Here is a 20,333-nt window from a genome sequence, read left to right on the forward strand (position 1 = left end):
TATTAGAGGATATAGAGGAGGAAATATTTTGAAGTTCAAAAAAGGTCTAATAGCTGCAACCAGTGCTGTGTTGTTATTATCTGCCTGCAATAATGCAGAAGGTTCACAAGGGGAAAACGATGCTGAAACAGCTTCAGAGAATGTCAATGAAACCGGAATGCCAATCGTAAATGAACAAATTAAGCTGAAAATTTTTGCAGATCGAGCGTCCTCTACGAATGAAGACTGGAATGATGTTATGGTCTTTAATGAATATGAAAAGATGACCAACATTGATGTGGAATGGGAAATGGTACCAACTGATGCATTAGAAGAAAAAAGAAACCTGGCACTAGCCAGTGGAACATTACCTGATGTCTTTCATTCTGCTGATCTTTCCAACCTGGATCTCTTAAAATATGGACAGCAAGGTGTTTTTCTGGAATTAAATGATTTAATTGATCAGTATGCACCTAATTTAAAGAAACTAATGGAGGAAAATCCTGATATTAAAAAAGGTCTTACATTTCCTAATGGGAAAATTTATTCGATGCCTACAATCTATTCACCGGACTTCACATCTGTACTGATCGGTTCACGACCATGGATTAATCAGGAGTGGTTAGATCAGTTGGGAATGGAAATGCCAGAAACAACAGAAGATTTTTATCAATATTTAAAAGCAGTAAAGGAAACAGACCTTAATGGAAATGGCGAGTTAGATGAAATTCCATATGGCGGCACAGTGATTGGTGGCTTAGTCGGCTGGTTAAAAGGAGCCTATGGATTAGGAAACATAGGAACACGACACAAATATGTCGATATAGACCCAGAAAATAATGATCAACTCCGCTTCTTTGCAGCAGAAGAAGGCTACAGGCAGATGCTTGAATTTATTCACAAATTATATAGTGAAGGCTTAATTCAGCAAAATATTTATACGATTGACTATAACCAGTTCTTAGCAAACGGTTCAGAAAATATTTACGGAAGTACGGTGCTTACAAATCCGAGAACGTCTTTCGGTGATGTTGGTGAACAATTTATTGGTGCAAATGCACTTGAAGGAGAAAATGGTGACAAAATGTTTGTTGATATTGGATCTTCTTTAGTAAGACTTGGAGGATTTGCTATCACAAAAGAAAATCCGGATCCTGCTGCCACTGTCCGATGGATGGATCATTTCTATAGTGATGAGGGAGCCAAATTATTCTTTATGGGGATTGAAGGGGAAACTTACCAGGAAACAGAAGATGGAGAAGTCGAATATCTAGACAAGATCACCAACAGTCCTGATGGTTTAACAATGGAACAGGAGTTAGCAAAATATATGACATGGCTTGGGGGCGGTTACCCAGGGATTGTGAAAAAAGACTATTTTAAAGGTGCAGAAAGTCTTCCTTCCGCAATAGAAGCTGCTGAAAGATTGGATCCATATTTACCAGAACAACTGATACCGGCATTTACTTTTACAGAAGAAGAAAGCAGCAGATTTTCCGCACTTGCTGCAGATATTGAAAAATATGTAGAAGAAACACAAGACAAACTGATTACTGGCGAGATCTCCTTTGCTGAATGGGATAACTATATCCAAACATTACATGATATGGGCTTAGAAGAGTACATGGAAATTCAAAATGCTGCATATGAGCGTTATAAAAACAGTTAAGGCTAACTAAACATTTTAAGTACAATAGGGCAACCTATTGTACTTAAAAATTATGCTGAAGGAGGTTGGATGGATGACAACTGCTAAGTTGGTAATGGATAAAAAGCAAAAAGAAAAAAGTAAATTACATAAGCAAATACGAAGATTTAAGAATAGTTGGCAGCTATATATATTTCTCCTTCCAGCTTTAACGTTCTTTATCATTTTTCATTATCTACCAATGTACGGTGTGCAAATTGCTTTTAAAGATTTTTATGCGACAGAAGGAATATGGGGCAGCCCATGGATAGGGTTTGATCATTTTACAAGGTTCTTTAATTCTTATTATTTTTGGCGCTTGCTGAAAAATACGCTGTTATTAAACTTGTATCAATTAGCTCTTTTCCCGCTGCCTATCATTCTGGCTCTTGCGGTCAATGAATTAAGAAATGGGACATTAAAAAAATGGGTCCAAACTATCACTTATGCGCCACACTTTATTTCGGTAGTAGTAGTTGTTGGGATTATTGTTGCCTTTTTAGATCCAGTTACAGGCATAGCGAATCATTTGATAAGCAGCTTTGGCGGTGAACCGGTAGATTTCTTAACAAGTTCGGAATGGTTCCGTCATATTTTCGTCTGGTCTGATGTATGGCAGACGCTTGGCTGGGGTTCAATCATTTACTTGGCAGCATTAGCAGGAATTAATCCGGAATTACATGAAGCAGCGAAGATAGATGGAGCAACAAGGCTGCAACGGATCCGTTATATTAATATACCTGGGATCTTGCCAACCGTTGTCGTCCTATTTATTTTGAGTCTTGGTAACTTTATGGCAGTTGGATTTGAGAAAGTGTTATTGTTACAGAACAATTTGAACTCTTCCACTTCTGATGTAATCCAAACATTTGTTTATCAAAGTGGTTTACTGGAAGGTCAATACAGTTTTGCCTCTGCAATAGGGTTATTTGATTCTATGATTAATATTATTTTGCTGATTACCGTCAATCAGATAGCGAAGAAGACGAGTGATAACAGCTTATGGTAGGTGATAATGTTGAGATTTAGTTTATCTGATAAAGGATTTGACATTGTTAATAAGATTTTTCTTTTGATTGTAACAGGTGTCATTCTCTATCCATTAATATTTGTAGTCAGTGCCTCTATCAGTGACCCAGGTGCAGTCAGTTCAGGGCAAATGTGGCTATGGCCTGTTGATATCACATTAGAAGGGTATCGAAAAGTATTTGAAAACAGTAATATTTGGGTGGGGTACCGTAACACCATTTTTTACACATTGCTAGGGACTTTGATCCACCTGCTTGTATTGATTCCTTCTGCGTATGCACTATCAAGACGGGAAGTGATCGGTAAAAAATTCATTTTATGGTTAATTATCTTTACAATGTTTTTTAATGGCGGATTAATTCCTACTTATTTAGTTGTGAAATCATTAGGAATGGTTGATACCGTTTGGTCAGTTATTGTCCCTAATGCAGTAGGGGCATGGAGCATTCTCGTTGCTCGAACATTTTTCCAGCAAAACATTCCTGAACAGCTGGTAGAGGCAGCAAAAATGGATGGCGGATCGGATTTCTATATATTCTGGAAAGTCGCTTTGCCATTATCTGCTCCAATCATTGCAGTTATGGCATTATTTCATGGGGTAAGTCTCTGGAATCAATATTTTAATGCCCTTATTTATATTTCTGATCAGAATCTCTTTCCATTGCAGCTTTTTCTTCGGGAAATTCTGGTCATTAATGAAATAGATATGAATACACAAGAGGCTGGTCAGATGGAATCCTTTGTAGAACAGGTAAAAACTGCTGGATTAATCAAATATGCTGTCATCATTGTTTCCGCACTTCCATTATTAATCATTTATCCATTTCTCCAACGCTTTTTCGTCAAAGGTGTGTTAATTGGATCAGTGAAAGAGTAAATAGTGAAAAAAGCAGAGAGACCTCCCCCTTTAATACGGGAGTGGTCTTTCTCGTATCAGAACAGCCAATGACTGGCAATCAAATATAATCATATTCAATCACTGAATTATTCGAATTCCAGCACTTTTGGGTCCTGCCCTTTTTTATTCATTAATTTAATTTCGAATGGCTGGATTTCCAAAATGATATAATTTGGATCATTCGGACCGTCAAACCAATTTTCCATATAAGGGTTCCATAATTTTTTCTTTAAATCTTCTGAATCACTTATTTTTACCTTCCCTTGATACTCCACATATTCGTCACCAAAGCCATCCCCTTCATAGCCTAATAAAATGTGTGTATATGGATTGCTTTCGATTTCTTCAACCTTGTGTGTTTCACTGCTTGTTGCTGTAAATAAAGTCAGCCCCTCATGTGTGTATGTCATATATCTGGAATAGGGACGATCTTGCTGAATAGTTGCTAAAGTCCCTACAGAGCTGTTTTCCAAAATGTTTTCCACTGCTTTACGAATATCTTGATTATTCATGTTATATCAACTCCTTCTCTGTGAACATTATTCCACCTTAGAGAAAAAATAAACTACACCACTCAACAACGTTGAAATATAATTCTTAAACAAATAAAATGATTGGAGCAGCTCTACTAAACAGCTGCATTGCTCCCTGAAAACTTTTATCCGCAATGAATGGATGGAACATGGATTTCCCTTTATGAAAATAGAAGAATAAATATACATAAAACCATCAGGAAATAGGGAATTATTTAAAAATAAGAGGATTTATTTGATCGAATCGGTTAGCCTAATACTGTGCTCTCAGCACATCAAAAGTGTATTAGGGGGGAATAAAAATGGTCAAAGACTCATACGCACCGAAAGAAAAATTACACGGTAAACCAAAAAAGCCTGATGAACAAAGAAGAGGAAAAGCCTCCTCCAACAAACGACATGTAGATAATTGAAAAATAATTTAGTATAGAATACCATCGAATCCATCCCTGCCATACATGGTAAAAGAAGGAGTCGATGGTTTTCCTTACCGCTTTCGTTCACTGGGGGTTATTTAGTATTGCTTTTCATAAAATTACGTGCTATTCTGTAACTATTTTGAAAAAAGAGTGAAAAGGAAACATATCCTGTAGCCATATGTTTCCTTTTACTATCTATGTAGTTAATAACGGAGGTTTAGTATGTCATCACGTAATACAACAAGTATCATTACAGTTGGGTTTATGTTATTTGCTTTATTTTTTGGGGCAGGTAATTTAATTTTCCCCCCGCAATTAGGACAAGCAGCCGGTGAGAATCTGCTTTCAGCGAACTTAGGTTTTATTTTTACAGGGGTAGGGTTACCTGTCCTTGCAGTCTCAACATTTGCTTTTTCTGGCAAAACAAATTTACAATCACTTGCTGGTCAGGTTCATCCATTGTATGGAATAATTTTTACTACTGTACTTTATTTAACAATTGGCCCATTATTCGCATTACCAAGGACAAACACGGTAGCGTTTGAAATAGGCATTGCACCATTTCTTGAAAATACATCAAGTAGTTTCGCATTGTTCATTTATACAGTTATTTTTTTTGGAGTATCTTTATATTTCTCATTACAATCAAATAAACTAATTGATATAATTGGAAAAATATTGACACCACTTCTTTTAATCGTAATAGCGGTGTTAATTGTTGCTGCCATTTTTCATCCAATGGGAGCTATTCAGGCTCCAACTGATGCTTATACTGTGAACAGCTTTTTCAAAGGTTTCCAAGAAGGCTATCTAACAATGGATTTATTGGCTGGATTCGTATTTGGAATTATTGTGATCAATGTAATTAAAGATAGTGGCACTGTGTCGAATAACCATTTACTAAAGTCCACGATAAAGGCTGTATTAATAGCTGCAATCCTGTTAGCTGTCGTTTATTCTTCCCTTGCATATCTTGGAGCAATCAGTGTGGAGGGCATTGGACAAATGAAAAATGGGGGATTGATTTTAGCAGCAGCATCCCAATATTATTTCGGCTCATATGGGAAAATAATACTCGGTTTAATTGTTGTAGCAGCATGCTTAACAACTAGTATTGGTCTAATCACATCATGTGCTTCTTACTTCCATCAGATTGTTCCCAAAATAGCATATCATAAATGGGCGATAATCTTTACGTTATTAGGTGCTGTTATCTCAAACTTTGGATTGGATACGATCATTGCTTTTTCTGTTCCAGTATTGTCCATGCTGTATCCAATGGCAATATGCTTAATGGTCTTAACCTTCCTTCACCCGCTTTTTAAAGGGAAGAAAGAAGTTTACCAAATAAGTATTTTATTTACATTTATTGTCGCGCTTTTTGATGGCTTAAATGCAGCAGGGGTAAAAATAACTGCAGTCAATGATTTTTTTACTGCTGTCCTTCCTTTATATAATGTTGGTCTTGGATGGGTTGTACCAGCATTACTAGGAGGAATTTCAGGTATTCTTATAGGTTCTTTCAAACACAGCAAAAATAATTAGCCGTGTTTGAAAATTTTTTCACTGGCTAATTTCTACAAATGAGATGGATAGAATAACCTGCGTTTACAGTCGCAGGTTATTTTTACTACCATAAAAGGGCATCAAAAAATTTTATGATTGTGTACGATTTTACACAAAATTAATAAAAACGAAATATTTCTTACAATCTTATTTATAAATTTTCGGAATAATGGTAATATTAATTCAGCCTTTCAGATTAATAGTTTGAAAGAATTAGAAACGTAGAAAGAAAGGCGTATACATAATTCACTAAAACAGGAGGGGATATGATGAAAAACCGTAAGTTTTTGTTATTTATTCTGGTTTTATCATTAGGACTATTTTTGGCAGCATGTGGGACAGAAACAGGTGATGAAGGCTCTGAAGAAAATACAGATACAGAGTCAACAGACAATGGAACAGAAGAGGAAACTGCTTCAGATGACTATAAAGTAGCTATGGTAACAGATATTGGCGGGGTTGATGATAAATCATTTAACCAGTCAGCTTGGGAAGGTATCAAAGGATGGGGCGAAGAAAATGGTTTAGCAAGAGGCGAGGGATTTGATTATGCTCAATCCAATGAAAAAGCAGACTATATGCCAAATATTACTCGCTTCGTTCGTGATGACTATAACTTAATTTTTGGTATTGGCTTTGAATTAAAAGAAGATATTCAAACAGCTGCAGAACAGTATCCAGATACTAATTTTGCGATTGTTGATGATGAAGTAGATGCTTCCAATGCTGTTAGTATTAAATTTAAAGAGCACCAAGGCAGCTTTTTGGTTGGTGTTGCTGCAGCAATGAAAACAAAGTCAAATAAAATAGGTTTTGTTGGCGGTGTAGATTCTCCATTAATTAAGAAATTCGAATCTGGTTTTATCGCTGGTGCTAAATCAGTCAACCCGGAAATTGAAGTGGATGTACAATATGCGGAATCATTTGCAGATGCTGCAAAAGGAAAGTTGATTGCAACCAATATGTATGACAGTGGGGTGGATGTTATTTATCACGCTTCTGGTGCAACAGGAAATGGTGTGTTCAATCAAGCAAAAGATATCAAACAAAATGACCCTGAAAGAGAACTCTGGGTAATCGGTGTCGACCGTGATCAACATGAAGAAGGTGCTATCAACGACCATAATGTTACCTTAACATCAATGATTAAACGTGTAGATGTAGCAGTTCAAGACGTTATTGAACAAAGTAAGAATGGTGAATTCCCTGGCGGAGAAATGCTGGAATACGGAATTGAAGAAGACGGGATTACTTTCTCTACAGTCAACGAAGAAGCAATGACAGAGGATATCATTTCAACTGTGGAAGAATGGCAGGAGAAAATATTGAATGGTGAAGTGGAAGTGCCACAGACTATTGAAGAATTAGAAACATATCAAGAGTCACTATAAGAATGGAGAAGAGAAGGCAGGAACCTGGCCTTCTCTACTATTATGTTATGAAGAAAAATCTTTCATGAAAGGCTGTTTCATTTTATGTTTTCACTATTCTATAAAAGATAATTGGGAAGTGAAAGTTTAATATATAGGGGTGAACGATATGGATTATGCGATTGAAATGCTGAATATCAGGAAGGAATTCCCAGGCATTGTAGCAAACGACAATATTACTATTCAATTAAGGAAAGGTGAAATTCACGCATTATTAGGTGAAAATGGTGCAGGGAAATCGACATTAATGAATGTATTGTTTGGTTTATATCAGCCTGAAAAAGGTGAAATCCGGGTAAAAGGGAAAGCAGTTAATATTAACAATCCTAATATTGCGAATGATTTAGGCATTGGAATGGTTCACCAGCATTTTATGTTAGTGGAACCATTCACAGTGACTCAAAATATTATTCTGGGGAGTGAACCAAAGAATAGGTTCGGGAAAATCGACCTTGCTACAGCTAGAAAAGAAATACAAGAACTGTCCGATCGATATGGCTTAAAGGTAAACCCTGATGCGAAAATTAGTGAGATATCTGTTGGTATGCAGCAAAGAGTGGAAATTCTAAAAACTCTTTATCGTGGGGCAGAAGTGTTGATTTTTGATGAACCGACAGCGGTTTTAACACCCCAAGAAATAGGTGAACTAATTGAAATTATGCGTTCATTAATCAATGAAGGTAAATCGATCATATTAATTACACATAAGCTGAAAGAAATTATGGAAGTGTGTGATAGATGTACAGTTATTCGGAAAGGGAAAGGGATTGGAACAGTTAATGTATCCGAAACAAATTCATCAGAACTCGCTTCTTTAATGGTGGGCCGTGAAGTGAACTTTAAAACAGTGAAAAAAGCTGCTCAACCGAAAGATGCGATTCTTGAAGTGAAAGACTTATATGTTAAGGATGCACGTAAAGTGGACTTAGTAAAAGGGTTAGATTTGAATGTGCGTTCAGGTGAGATCGTAGGGATAGCCGGTGTAGACGGAAATGGTCAAACTGAATTAGTCGAAGCTATAACTGGTTTAGCTAAAGCGCGTTCAGGAACTATCAAGTTAGCTAATAAAGACATTACAAATCTATCGCCACGTAAAATTACTGAAAGTGGGTTAGGTCATATTCCACAAGACCGGCACAAATATGGATTAGTATTAGATTATTCCATTGGTGAGAATATTGTTTTGCAAACATATTATCAAAGACCTTATTCCAAAGCAAAAGTACTTAGTTATAAAGAGATTTTTGGTAAAGCGAAAAAGATCATCGAAGAATACGATGTCAGAACACCTAGTGTATATACAAAAGCGCGCGCACTATCTGGCGGAAACCAGCAAAAAGCCATTATCGGCCGTGAAGTCGATCGATCACCAAAATTATTGATTGCAACACAGCCAACAAGAGGATTGGATGTTGGGGCGATCGAATTTATTCATAAGAAATTGATTGAAGAACGTGATAAAGGTAGTGCTATTCTTCTTGTCTCATTTGAATTGGATGAAATTTTAAATGTGAGTGATCGGGTAGCTGTAATGTTTGATGGGAGAATTGTTGCAAATGTAAAGCCAGAAGAAACAACTGAGCAAGAACTTGGCCTGCTGATGGCAGGAAGCCAAGTGATAAAGGCAGGTGAAACAAGTCAATGACATCGAACAATAAACTTTTTGGCCTATTAGTTCCTATTATTTCTGTTATTATCGGTCTGCTTGCAGGTGCTGTTATTATGTTGCTGTCGGGGCACAATCCTATCAAGGGATATGCCGCATTGTGGGCAGGCGCTTTTGGCGATTCATATACAATTGGTGAGACAATTCGCAGAACTACTCCATTAATCTTGACAGGGCTGGCTGTTGCATTTGCCTTTAAAACAGGACTGTTTAATATTGGTGCAGAAGGACAAGTAATTGTTGGCTGGCTTGCTGCTGTTTGGGTTGGTCTGGCGATTGACGCTCCTATGATTATTCATCTTCCGCTTGCTATATTAGCTGGAGCAATGGCAGGTGGACTCTGGGGGTTCTTACCTGGTTTATTGAAAGCAAAACTAGGTGTACATGAGGTAATTATTACAATCATGATGAATTACATAGCGTTGCATGTGACTAATGCTGTCATACGCAGTGTGTTAACAGATCAGGCAACAACAACAGAGGCAATAGCCAGTACAGCATCATTAGCTTCCCCATGGCTGCAAAGTATCACGTTTTACTCAAGAATTCATTATGGTATCTTGATTGCTTTATTTGCAGCATTTGTGATGTGGTTTATTATCGAACGAACAACCTATGGTTATGAACTAAAATCCGTTGGTTTTAATCAACATGCATCGAATTATGCAGGAATGAATGTAAGTAAAAATATTATTTTATCAATGGTTATCGGCGGGGCATTTGCAGGTTTAGCAGGAGCCATGGAAGGACTTGGTACATATGGCACGATTTCGGTTATGTCTGGATTTACCAATCTGGGCTTTGATGGAATAGCGGTTGCATTGCTTGGAGCTAATAATGCGCTTGGTGTAGTATTGGCAGGATTGCTTTTTGGTGTTCTAAAAGAAGGTGCTGGTGAAATGCCAACAGCTGCAGGTGTACCGACAGAACTAGTTGATATTATCATTGCATTGATTATTTTCTTCGTAGCTTCCAGTTATATTATCCGCTGGGTTTTACTTCGTTTTAAAAAGGGGGAAAGATAGATGTTTGAAGCATTGCAGTCGATTATTCCAACCGTATTATTCTATTCGGCGCCTCTTATTTTAACAGCACTAGGCGGAGTATATAGCGAAAAATCTGGGGTTGTTAATATTGGTTTAGAAGGTCTTATGGTAATGGGAGCATTTGTTGGAATTGTTTTTAACTTAACTTTTGTAGATATATTTGGTAGTTGGACGCCTTGGATTTCGATATTAGCTGCCATGGCGGTTGGGGCTGTGTTTTCACTAATTCACGCTGTTGCTTCTATTTCGTTCTATGCCAATCAGGTTGTCAGCGGGGTAGCGATTAATATGCTGGCGCTAGGGATTGGTGTTTACTTAACAAAAGTATGGTATGGAAAAGGGCAAACAGATATGGTAGATCAGCCATTTTACACAACTGATATTCCTGTATTGGAACATATCCCACTTATAGGGCCGATTTTCTTTCAAGGTATTTATGTTACTTCCTATATTGCTATTATTCTGGCTTTTGTTGCATGGTATGTACTTTATAAGACGCCATTTGGTCTAAGGTTACGTGCGGTCGGTGAACATCCAATGGCTGCTGATACAAATGGTATTAAGGTGGAGAGAATGCGGTATATTGCGGTCATATTGTCTGGTACATTAGGAGGGTTAGGTGGTGCAGTATTCGCCTTAACTATTGCATCAAACTTTTCTCATTCCACGATTGTAGGGCAAGGGTTCATGGCATTAGCTGCTGTTATCTTTGGTAAGTGGCATCCGCTTGGTGCAATGGGAGCAGCATTGTTCTTTGGGTTAGCTCAGAGTTTAAGTGTAGTAAGTTCCGGAATTCCATTATTAGCAGATATTCCACAAGTAATCTTATTAATTGCACCATATTTGCTGACTATATTAGCGCTGGCAGGTTTTATTGGACGTGCCGAAGCTCCTCGTGCAAATGGTATCCCTTATATCAAGGGCAGCAGGTAGAGTAGAAGGAAAAAGGTAACATTAATAATAGATAGGCAAGCATTTGCGTAATGCTTGCCTTCTTTGTATACACTTTTTAATATATCAGTGAATAAGAAATTTGAAACTTTTTCGCCATTTAACCGTATGGTATACCAGACGTGATCCCAATGAATTTTATTGGAATGCAAATGTTATTAAAAGGAGGAGTTAGTTATGAATACAAAACGATGGATCGCACTAGTAGTAGCTGTTGGTCTGTTTTTGTTTTCAATCGGTTTTCAGTTTATGTCAAACATTCTATCAACAGATAGGGATGAAGCCTTTAACTTTGCTAATTTAGACCAGCAGTTTAGTGAAAAAGTGGTAGAAGAAGGCTCACCTGGGAGTAAAATTGCTGTACTTCATTTGAATGGAGTCATTCAAGACACAACTCCAAGTACCCTATTGAATACAGGTTCTTACAATCACAAAAGATTTCTTGAAATGCTTGACCATGCAGGGGATGATGATAGTGTCAAGGGGATAGTATTACATGTAAACACACCAGGCGGCGGTGTTGTGGAGAGTGCTGAAATCCATGACAAAATCTTAGAAATTAAAGAAGAGACAGAGAAACCAATTTACGTATCGATGGGTAATACTGCTGCCTCTGGCGGATACTATATCGCTGCACCAAGTGATAAGATTGTTGCACATAAAGCGACACTAACAGGATCAATAGGTGTTATTATGCAAAGTATTAATTTTGCTGAATTAGCTGACGAACTAGGTATTGATTTTAATACAATTAAAAGTGGAGAACACAAGGATATTCTTTCTTCATATCGGGAAATGACAGATGAAGAACGACAAATATTACAATCAATGATTGACGACATGTATGATGATTTTGTTGATGTTATTGTTCAGGGACGGGAGATGACAGAAGAGCGTGTCCGAGAACTGGGTGATGGCAGGGTGTATACAGGTTCACAGGCATTAGAAGTAGATCTGGTAGACGAAATTGGTTCACTTGATGATACGATTTCTATGATGAAGGAAGAACATGACATAACAGAAGCAAGAGTTATTGAGTATGAGAACGGTTTTCCTTTTGGCCAATTGCTAGGCGGAAGTGTACAAAGTATGTTCGGTCAGGAAGCAGACTTGATTGGCATTAAGGAAATGTTACAACAAAGTAACGCACCACGTGCCATGTATTTATATTCACGATAAGGGAGTGTCGGGATTATGGAAGAACCATTAGAATATACTTCTAAGCAGGTTAGGCCAACAAGGTATGCAGGATTTTGGATGCGTTTCTGGGCATACTTGGTTGATATTATCATTATATTCAGTATTAACGGCATTCTGCTTTTACCATTTCAATTTATCAATGATGGGAAAGCAGTGGACATTGGCTATTGGACATTAACAGGTATTCTGAGTTCCATTGTTTTTTATGTTTACTTTTTGTTAATGACAAAATATTTCCGTCAGACATTGGGTAAAATGATCTTCGGACTTAAAGTAATACGAGAAGATAACAAGCCGTTAAACTGGAGTGACCTTATTTTTCGAGAAGTTGTCGGCAGGTTTTTGCATCGCGTATTTTTCATTACCGTGTTTCTGTATTTGTTTGTCGCATTTACTGGTCAGAAACAAGGAATTCATGACATGATCGGCAACACCCGAGTAGTATTTGAAGATTAAAGGAAAATGCAGGTTAACATAGCCTGCATTTTTCAACTTTATCAGAGAAAAATCCAATCAACTATATCAAAAATTGCACCATATAAACGGTTACCAGTAGATGTAGGAAGAGTTTGCATATTAGAATTAATTCCGTCTACTTTATCTCACACACCATCAAATGATTCCCATCAGGGTCTTTAAAATTAAAAAAATGACCGAACTGTATTTCAGAAGTCAATTCCACACCATCTTTTTGCATTTCGTGATAAGCCTCACCAATATTATCCGTATTAAAATGAAACGGTGGTGTTTGGTAAATAGTGTCTTTACGATAAGTTTTACTGTCAAGGACAACATTTATTCCATCAAGTTCCAGTACATATAGATGGCCGCCAGGGAAATCATCCGTTGGCTCTAATTTTAATAGGTTGCAATACCAATCTCGTGCTTTCTTAAGATCTTTAACTGGGATAAATATACCGGAAATTTTTTTGTTCAATGGATTCACTCAAACCCTCTCCTTAAAATGTGATAAAAAGCATAATTTAACCATATGATGAACAAAGGAGTACGTCAATTGGAATTTTGAAAAAAGTGTAAAAATTATAGCAAATTCATCAATAAATTCTCATGGAAGAGTATAATAGAATAGGAATTATAATAAATAGTATTTTCTGCATAAAGTGGCAATCATTTTTTGTAGGGAAAATAACAGAGTAGGAGATTGTATGATAGGTGTAGGCTTAATTTTAGAAGGCGGTGGAAGCAGGGGAGTTTATACAGCGGGTGTGCTGCAGTATTTAATGGAAGAAAGCATCTACATACCATATGTAATCGGTGTATCCTCCGGTGCCTGTATGGGGTCTTCCTATATTTCACGTCAACTCAATCGGAATATGAGAGTAAATATTGATTATGTTCAACATCCAGATTACTTATCCGTAAAAAATTGGATTTTGAAACGCCAGTTGTTTGGCATGGATTTTTTATTTGAAAAAATCATGAACGAATTAGATCCATTTGATTATGAAACATTTAACAATGCAAGGGAAGAATTTGTTGTCGGGGTGACGGACTGTATAACAGGTGAACCTGTGTTTTATCATAAGTCAAAGCATGCTGCTGATATGATTACAGTACTGCGAGCCTCCAGTTCCCTGCCATTAATCGCACCGGCTGTCCAATTAGACAATCGGCTGCTCCTAGATGGCGGCATTACTTCACCACTGCCAATCGAACAATCAATCAAGGACGGCAACAGGAAAAATGTAGTGATTTTAACGAAAAACAGAGGATATGTTAGAAAATCTGAACCATTTCATTGGTTAATTCGAAGAAAATATCAAGATTATCCCGGGTTACTGAAAGCTATAGAAAAACGGCATCATGTTTATAACGAAAAACTGCAATATTTGTATGAGGAAGAGAAAAAAGGAAATGTATTTATCATTTGTCCAACAGAAAAAGTAGCAGTTGGAAGGATAGAAAAAAACAAAAAGAAGCTCATATCATTATATCAGCATGGATATAATGATATGAAAAGACTTGCCCCACATTTAAAAGATTTCTGCTTAGAAGGAGAACACATCCAACGTGTGGAATAGTGAGTAAATTTCGTCTGATTGTAAAAGATAGTTGAGAAATGTAATCGAAAGGATGGTCTCAATGCCAATACAAAATGGTCATGAAATCGAGCAGCTTTCCATACTCTCTCAACAATTAGAAGTTGCCAGTCAAGAAGCAAGAAATCATGCAGATATAGAAGAGATCCAATCATTACAGAAGCAACTGCAAGATGTCCAGGAACAAATTCAAGATGCACGCGGAAAGGCGATTAATGGCAGTGGTACATCTACTGAGCCATTATTTCAAGCACAGCAACGAGTAGAAGAATGCCAGCATGAATTAAAGAGAGCTTTCATCAATTTGAAAGCACAGCAAGACAATACATTTCAACAAGAGTAATGCCGATTTTGGTATTACTTCTTTTTTTTGCTTAATTATTATCAACCTCTACAAGCCGCTGCATCCGGAATTAAAAGAAGTATTGTCAGCATGGTTAAATAAAACAGAAGACATGTAGTTTGATTACTGGCAATGTCTTCACTGCTTGTTGTATCATTTAATTAGTAAAAGAACTGTTATAAAAAGTTAGGAGACATAACAATGAAAGGTTTAGGATTAGTATTAGAAGGTGGAGGAAGCAGAGGTGTTTATACAGCTGGTGTCCTGCAATTTCTTATGGAAAAGAATATATATCTGCCATATGTCATCGGTGTATCAGCAGGAGCCTGTAACGGGTCCTCCTATATTTCCCGGCAGTTAGAGCGCAATAAACGGGTAACCATTGATTATGTTAGTCATCCGGAATATTTATCTTTTCGTAATTATCTTAAGAAACGTCAATTGTTTGGTATGGACTTTATATTCGATACATTGCCAAATGAACTTGTCCCATTTGACTTTGAAACATTTAACAAAGCTGTGGAGGAATTTGTTGTTGGTGTGACTGATTGCAAGACAGGGGAGCCGTTATTTTACCGCAAATCCACTTACGCTGATGATATGTTAACACTTCTTCGTGCTTCCAGTTCTTTGCCATTGGTCGCACCTGTGGTGAATTTCGATAATCGTGTCTTAATGGATGGCGGTATTTCGGCACCAATCCCAATTAAGCAATCTATAGAAGATGGAAACCCAAAAAACATTGTAGTCCTAACAAGAAATAGAGGGTATTACAAAAAACCAGCCACAGCTCATTGGTATATCCGACGAAAATACCGGCATTATCCTGGATTATTAGAAGCGATAGACAGACGGCATCAAGTATATAATCAAACATTAAATGAACTGTTTGAAGAAGAAAAGAAAGGAAATGTGTTTATTATTTGTCCAACAGAAAAGTTAATGGTTGGCCGAATTGAGAAGAATAAAAATAAATTATTGCATCTATACAACAGAGGGTATGAAGATGTAAAAAGCATCTCCGATTCTTTGAATGAATTCATATCATAAATAGCCAGAAGAGGTGGATAAGGTTGAGGACGATAATTTTCGATGTTGATGATACATTATATGACCAGGCACTATCATTTCATCACACCTTTCGGAAACTGATTGACAGTGATTTTACCTACGACAAGTTAGATCAAATCTATCGAACAAGCAGAAAGTATAGTGAACTCCTATTTGATAAAAGTGAAAAAGGTGAAATATCAGTAACTGAATGGCAAATTGGCAGAATTACGAAAGCATGTGAAGATTTCGGTATTCCTATTGATGAGGAAAAAGCACTAAAGTTTGATCAATTATATAAAAAGGAACAGCAAAAAATTTCCCTGTTTCCAGAGATTTCCGCATTATTAACTAAATTAAAGAACGAGAATAAGCAACTAGCAATCCTTACAAATGGTGAGGAAAACCATCAATCAATGAAAATTACGCAATTAGAGTTAGACAAATGGATACCATCAGATAATATCTTCATTTCAGGCACTCATGGTATTGCAAAACCAAAAAAAGAAATATTTGATATTGTAGAATCAGAACTTGCTAGTGATCCAAAGGAAACCGTGTATATTGGCGATTCTTATGAAAAAGATGTCATCGGTGCCAAACAAGCTGGCTGGAAGGCAATTTGGATGAACCACCGAAAAAGGTCCATCCCTAGTATAAGTCCATATCAGCCAGATGAAGAAGTACATAATGCTGAAGAACTGTTGAAGTACTTTTATCCGGATATTCGATTTTAAAAGCTCACATGTACATTATGTGAGCTTTTATTAATAAAAAAACTACTTATTAAACGCATTCTTAGCTAGAACCGCTAATTCTAACTTTTTCAACCCTTCACAATACTCGTTATAAATATCCACAGTTGTATCTTTCGGCACAACAGGTTTAAGATAGTTAATAACTTTCCAGTCTTTATACCAATCCCCTTTTTCAGCAGGTTTTTGCTGGACGTTTTGCCAAGCATCTTTTAGCCTTGGACTGTATATTTTTTTACTCCCTGCTATTAGTTGGCAGTTTTCCAGCCTTGCTTGAAATCTTTCATATGCAGACTCCTCTATGATGTGATTAAATAATTGGGGGTTAAAGTCTTTCCGTGAACCCGTGTGTGGTTGGTTTGTCGCAAAGTCAAGTATTTTCCCAAAATATTGAGGATCGAATAATAAATAATATAATTGTTTTCCTAATAAGATCCGTTCCTCCAATGATGCAAAATGGTGAACAGGGAGTCCGGTAACATTTATTTCATCCTTTAGATAATATGGAAATAGGATTTGGTTAAGCTCTAACAGTTCCTGTAGTTTGAATTCAATTGATTCCATTAATGTCGCATAATATTCCGGATGATGAACAACCCTGTTTTCAATATAATTTTGTTCATTAATAATAAGTGCAACTGTAATAATCGGATTACTTTTGTTTTGTAAGTAATCATTCCATAATACATCCATAAAATACGAAACACCAAAATGGGATAAAAGGTGGAAATAGTTCTCTTCTCTTTTTTTACATTCTTTATATAAAAGAAGTTGAGGATATGCATCTTGGAATATCAGCCAATTACTTCTTTCAAGAAATGAGAAAAAATACCTTTGTTGTTCTAACGATAACAGTCTTGATAAGAAACTCCCTTTCAAATCAGTCATATTCCAACCGGCATTTCTTGATACCATATGTGCAAGAAATGTCCACTCAATCTCAGGATATTCGTGGAAAAATTGCAAATAGGCATTGGTTCTTGTGATATTATTTAAATTGTTTTTTTCTGTCTCTTTTTCAATATGTGAAATGATTTTTTTTTCAGTGTAAGTGAAATCAAGTGGGTTATATGTTTGCGGTTTCTTTTTTAATGCCTTTTTAAGTGATTTTAATTCAGGTGTAAGCTTTTTTTGATAAAAAATGAGGCCCCCCTCCCTTATTCATTTTTGTTGTATTTTATGTAAAAATGACCGCTTATGGTTCCACATATTTTTTAGGATTACCAGAAAAACCCTAGATATGTACGTATAGTAAATACAATTTTTTGAATTCAGCTGTAAGAAGAATTATAATGAATCAAAAAGTTTATAGGGTAAGCAACAAGACAAAAATTCAGAGGTGTATCGAAATGAAAAGAATTAGAGCAAATATTATACCATTTAAAGGTACTCATTATGATTTCGGTTATTTTCAAGGACAAGAAATAAAGGATTCTTATATTGTTAAGAACAGGGAAAGACAATGGAAGGTTCGCAGGCCTTTATTTAGTATAAATATCAAAGAGACGAAACAAATGTATCAGCAGTTTGCTCCTCAACTTTGGGATGAATTGACCGGATTACAAGAAGCACTTCAGTGGCCAATGGAAAAAGTATTGTTAGAGTTCGGCGGATACCGGCTGAGAGTCCAAAAATCTGGTTGTTCGATTATGATTGGGAACGATTATATGATCAGAAACTATGATTACCATCCGAAAACATATGACGGGAGGTTTATCTTATATCACCCTTCAGATGGTGGACTTGCGACAATTGGTGTAAGTCAGAGAGTGACAGGAAGATGTGATGGAATGAATGAGAAGGGACTTATACTGGGTTATACGTTTACAAATCGAAAACGGCCTGGCGATGGATTTGTTTGTAATATGATTGGAAGAATCATATTGGAACAATGTAAAAATACTAGTGAAGCAATAGACTTATTAAAGGAAATACCTCACAGAGGATCTTTCAGTTATATCCTTTATGATGGAAATGATGAACCAACAATAGTAGAAGCATCACCAAGAGGAGTAAAAAGCAGGGTAGGGTATGCATGTACCAATCATTTTGAACTTCAAGTAAAAGAAAATAAGCACTTTTTGAATGATTCCAAGGAAAGACTTGATAAAATGGAAGAGAAACACGGATTAGATGCTGAAGAAGCATATTATTTACTAAATGATTCAGATAAAGGGTTATTTTCAAATCAATATAAGAATTGGGCAGGAACGATCCATACTGCCGCTTATTTTCCGGAAGAGTTAGAAGCATGGTTCGCTCTTGGCAGTAACAAAACCCCTGCCATATTTCCTTTCGGTAAATGGCTCAAGGGATTAGACCTTTCGATTGATGATATAGAAGGGGAGGTGGATACAGATATACCGTTTCTACATATGGAAAAAGCTGACTGGTTCCATAGTCGCTAACAGGAGAATGGATATTTTCAGTAAGAAAAGCATGCAAAATTTGCATGCTTTTTTCTATTAAACAGACCGAATGTAATTACCGTTTGTTTGTGCTGTGTTTCAATTTTATAATTCTCTTTCTCCAAAGGAAAAGCCCAATAAAGACACAAAGGATTATGGATATAAGGATTGTTAGAATCCAAGAGTAAGACTTATCAGCACTTAATGGCAGAACAACATTCATTCCGAAGAAACTGAAAACAAGTGTAGGCATTGTTAAGAAAATTGTAAAAAGGGTCAAAGTTTTCATAACACTATTCATTTCATTGGAAATTAAAGAAGAATACGAACTTGTCACCCTGTCCGTTATTCTGGAATATAATTCAGTTGTCTCCATACCTTGCGTGTTCTCAATAAGAACCTCATCAAGTAAATCTCTATCTTCCTCAAATATTTTTACTGAATTTGTCCGGACTATTTTTTTTAACACATCATCATTTGCCCTTAATGATGTTAAAAAGTAAACTAAGCTTTTCTCGATCTCCATTAACCCGTAAAGCTGCTTATTGGTTAATGATTTGATTAAATTCTTCTCAATAGCAATACGCTGCTTGTTTAACTGTTGTAAACATTCTAAATATAATGTGGAAATTGAAAGTAAAATTTGCAATGCCAGACGACTTTTTTTCCTAGTAAAAACGTTTGGACGCATTTGTTTTAAAAAGGATACTTCCTTATGGCAAATTGTAATAATATGTGAGTTTGTTAAGATAATACCAATTGGTATCGTAGTATATGAAGTGAAATGCTCTTGATTTTCATATTCAATTGGGAAATCATTAATAATTAGTGTACTGCCAGTGTTTTCATCATGCTCAATTCTTGCTGCTTCTTCTTCATCCAGCGGATTTTCCAAAAATTCGACTGGTACATGACAATATTTCGATATGGTCTTTATCTCCTTCATACTTGGTGCGGTACATTGGATCCAGCTGTTTTCAACAAAATTCTCTTCTCTATTTAATTTCCCCTCGGGTGTCGATAGATATATAGAAATCATAAGTATTCTTCCTTTCTAATAGAAGACTATACCACGGAGAACATACGAGTAAACAAAAATTAAAAGAGCTCATAGTAAAAATTCCATGTGTCGTATATATAACCGCATTATATAGTAAGTTAGCAATAAATAGAGAATTACCGAAATATACTATTCTAAGTAAATCGTAGGATAAAATGTAAAAAAACAATATTATAGAAGATATTAGGTGATAAGGCCTAATGGATTGTGTATAATTAATAAAAGGGTAATGCACGGAAGATAAAAGGATGGG

The 20,333-nt window shown here is 36.3% G+C and carries 19 protein-coding genes; 15 read left to right on the plus strand and 4 right to left on the minus strand.

Annotated features, from left to right (window positions below; translation table 11 throughout):
- Positions 1 to 28: 28 nt before the first annotated feature.
- From ACFOY7_RS13650 to ACFOY7_RS13660, 3 genes are all read left to right on the plus strand, one after another.
- The gene (locus tag ACFOY7_RS13650; RefSeq protein ID WP_390252650.1) at positions 29 to 1,648 is read left to right on the plus strand and encodes an extracellular solute-binding protein; all 1,620 of its coding nucleotides are present in this window, start codon (positions 29 to 31) and stop codon (positions 1,646 to 1,648) included.
- A 94-nt stretch (positions 1,649 to 1,742) separates the two neighbouring features.
- A complete protein-coding gene (locus tag ACFOY7_RS13655) occupies positions 1,743 to 2,675 on the plus strand; it encodes an ABC transporter permease (RefSeq protein WP_390254103.1) in 933 nt (310 codons plus the stop codon).
- A 6-nt stretch (positions 2,676 to 2,681) separates the two neighbouring features.
- Positions 2,682 to 3,572 carry a carbohydrate ABC transporter permease gene (locus ACFOY7_RS13660; protein WP_390252651.1) on the plus strand — a complete coding sequence of 297 codons (891 nt, stop codon included), beginning with the start codon at positions 2,682 to 2,684 and terminating at the stop codon, positions 3,570 to 3,572.
- A gap of 107 nt (positions 3,573 to 3,679) precedes the next feature.
- Here ACFOY7_RS13660 and ACFOY7_RS13665 read toward each other — a convergent pair whose 3' ends face one another.
- The gene (locus ACFOY7_RS13665; RefSeq protein WP_390252652.1) at positions 3,680 to 4,105 is read right to left on the minus strand and encodes a pyridoxamine 5'-phosphate oxidase family protein; all 426 of its coding nucleotides are present in this window, start codon (positions 4,103 to 4,105) and stop codon (positions 3,680 to 3,682) included.
- A 662-nt stretch (positions 4,106 to 4,767) separates the two neighbouring features.
- Between ACFOY7_RS13665 and brnQ the strand changes: the two genes are divergently transcribed.
- The 7 genes from brnQ to ACFOY7_RS13700 all read left to right on the plus strand — a co-directional run bounded on the left by brnQ (position 4,768) and on the right by ACFOY7_RS13700 (position 12,860).
- Positions 4,768 to 6,090, plus strand: a complete 1,323-nt coding sequence (brnQ, locus tag ACFOY7_RS13670) for a branched-chain amino acid transport system II carrier protein (RefSeq protein WP_390252653.1) — start codon at positions 4,768 to 4,770, stop codon at positions 6,088 to 6,090.
- Between the two features lie 290 nt (positions 6,091 to 6,380).
- Positions 6,381 to 7,502, plus strand: coding sequence for a BMP family lipoprotein (locus ACFOY7_RS13675; protein ID WP_390252654.1), 1,122 nt, complete (start codon positions 6,381 to 6,383; stop codon positions 7,500 to 7,502).
- Between the two features lie 148 nt (positions 7,503 to 7,650).
- The gene (locus tag ACFOY7_RS13680; protein WP_390252655.1) at positions 7,651 to 9,186 is read left to right on the plus strand and encodes an ABC transporter ATP-binding protein; all 1,536 of its coding nucleotides are present in this window, start codon (positions 7,651 to 7,653) and stop codon (positions 9,184 to 9,186) included.
- Complete coding sequence (locus ACFOY7_RS13685; RefSeq protein ID WP_390252656.1) at positions 9,183 to 10,232, plus strand: ABC transporter permease; 1,050 nt, start codon at positions 9,183 to 9,185, stop codon at positions 10,230 to 10,232. Before ACFOY7_RS13680 ends, ACFOY7_RS13685 begins: the two co-directional genes overlap by 4 nt.
- Positions 10,233 to 11,186, plus strand: a complete 954-nt coding sequence (locus ACFOY7_RS13690) for an ABC transporter permease (RefSeq protein WP_390252657.1) — start codon at positions 10,233 to 10,235, stop codon at positions 11,184 to 11,186.
- A 195-nt stretch (positions 11,187 to 11,381) separates the two neighbouring features.
- A complete protein-coding gene (gene sppA / locus ACFOY7_RS13695; protein ID WP_390252658.1) occupies positions 11,382 to 12,383 on the plus strand; it encodes a signal peptide peptidase SppA in 1,002 nt (333 codons plus the stop codon).
- A 15-nt stretch (positions 12,384 to 12,398) separates the two neighbouring features.
- Positions 12,399 to 12,860 (plus strand): RDD family protein, encoded by a 462-nt coding sequence (locus tag ACFOY7_RS13700; RefSeq protein ID WP_390252659.1) that lies wholly within the window; start codon positions 12,399 to 12,401, stop codon positions 12,858 to 12,860.
- 136 nt (positions 12,861 to 12,996) lie between these two features.
- On the opposite strand, the gene ACFOY7_RS13705 is transcribed toward ACFOY7_RS13700, so the two are convergent.
- On the minus strand, positions 12,997 to 13,350 hold the full coding sequence (locus tag ACFOY7_RS13705) for a VOC family protein (protein WP_390252660.1): 354 nt from the start codon (positions 13,348 to 13,350) through the stop codon (positions 12,997 to 12,999).
- A gap of 220 nt (positions 13,351 to 13,570) precedes the next feature.
- Here ACFOY7_RS13705 and ACFOY7_RS13710 point away from each other — a divergent pair, with 220 nt between their 5' ends.
- From ACFOY7_RS13710 to ACFOY7_RS13725, 4 genes are all read left to right on the plus strand, one after another.
- A complete protein-coding gene (locus ACFOY7_RS13710; protein WP_390252661.1) occupies positions 13,571 to 14,446 on the plus strand; it encodes a patatin-like phospholipase family protein in 876 nt (291 codons plus the stop codon).
- Positions 14,447 to 14,507: 61 nt separating this feature from the next.
- Positions 14,508 to 14,807: a hypothetical protein gene (locus tag ACFOY7_RS13715; RefSeq protein ID WP_390252662.1), complete on the plus strand. Its 300-nt coding sequence runs from the start codon at positions 14,508 to 14,510 to the stop codon at positions 14,805 to 14,807.
- 201 nt (positions 14,808 to 15,008) lie between these two features.
- A complete protein-coding gene (locus ACFOY7_RS13720; RefSeq protein WP_390252663.1) occupies positions 15,009 to 15,857 on the plus strand; it encodes a patatin-like phospholipase family protein in 849 nt (282 codons plus the stop codon).
- Between the two features lie 23 nt (positions 15,858 to 15,880).
- Positions 15,881 to 16,594, plus strand: coding sequence for an HAD family hydrolase (locus tag ACFOY7_RS13725; protein ID WP_390252664.1), 714 nt, complete (start codon positions 15,881 to 15,883; stop codon positions 16,592 to 16,594).
- Positions 16,595 to 16,636: 42 nt separating this feature from the next.
- Here the strand turns inward: ACFOY7_RS13725 and ACFOY7_RS13730 are convergent, their stop codons facing one another.
- On the minus strand, positions 16,637 to 17,773 hold the full coding sequence (locus tag ACFOY7_RS13730) for a DUF2515 family protein (RefSeq protein WP_390254105.1): 1,137 nt from the start codon (positions 17,771 to 17,773) through the stop codon (positions 16,637 to 16,639).
- Between the two features lie 188 nt (positions 17,774 to 17,961).
- Between ACFOY7_RS13730 and ACFOY7_RS13735 the strand changes: the two genes are divergently transcribed.
- Positions 17,962 to 19,020 carry a C45 family autoproteolytic acyltransferase/hydolase gene (locus ACFOY7_RS13735; protein WP_390252665.1) on the plus strand — a complete coding sequence of 353 codons (1,059 nt, stop codon included), beginning with the start codon at positions 17,962 to 17,964 and terminating at the stop codon, positions 19,018 to 19,020.
- A gap of 76 nt (positions 19,021 to 19,096) precedes the next feature.
- On the opposite strand, the gene ACFOY7_RS13740 is transcribed toward ACFOY7_RS13735, so the two are convergent.
- The gene (locus ACFOY7_RS13740) at positions 19,097 to 20,059 is read right to left on the minus strand and encodes a magnesium transporter CorA family protein (protein WP_390252666.1); all 963 of its coding nucleotides are present in this window, start codon (positions 20,057 to 20,059) and stop codon (positions 19,097 to 19,099) included.
- Between the last annotated feature and the right edge of the window lie 274 nt (positions 20,060 to 20,333).

This window comes from Gracilibacillus xinjiangensis (genome assembly GCF_042651765.1).
Taxonomy (GTDB): Bacteria; Bacillota; Bacilli; order Bacillales; family Amphibacillaceae; genus Gracilibacillus; species Gracilibacillus xinjiangensis.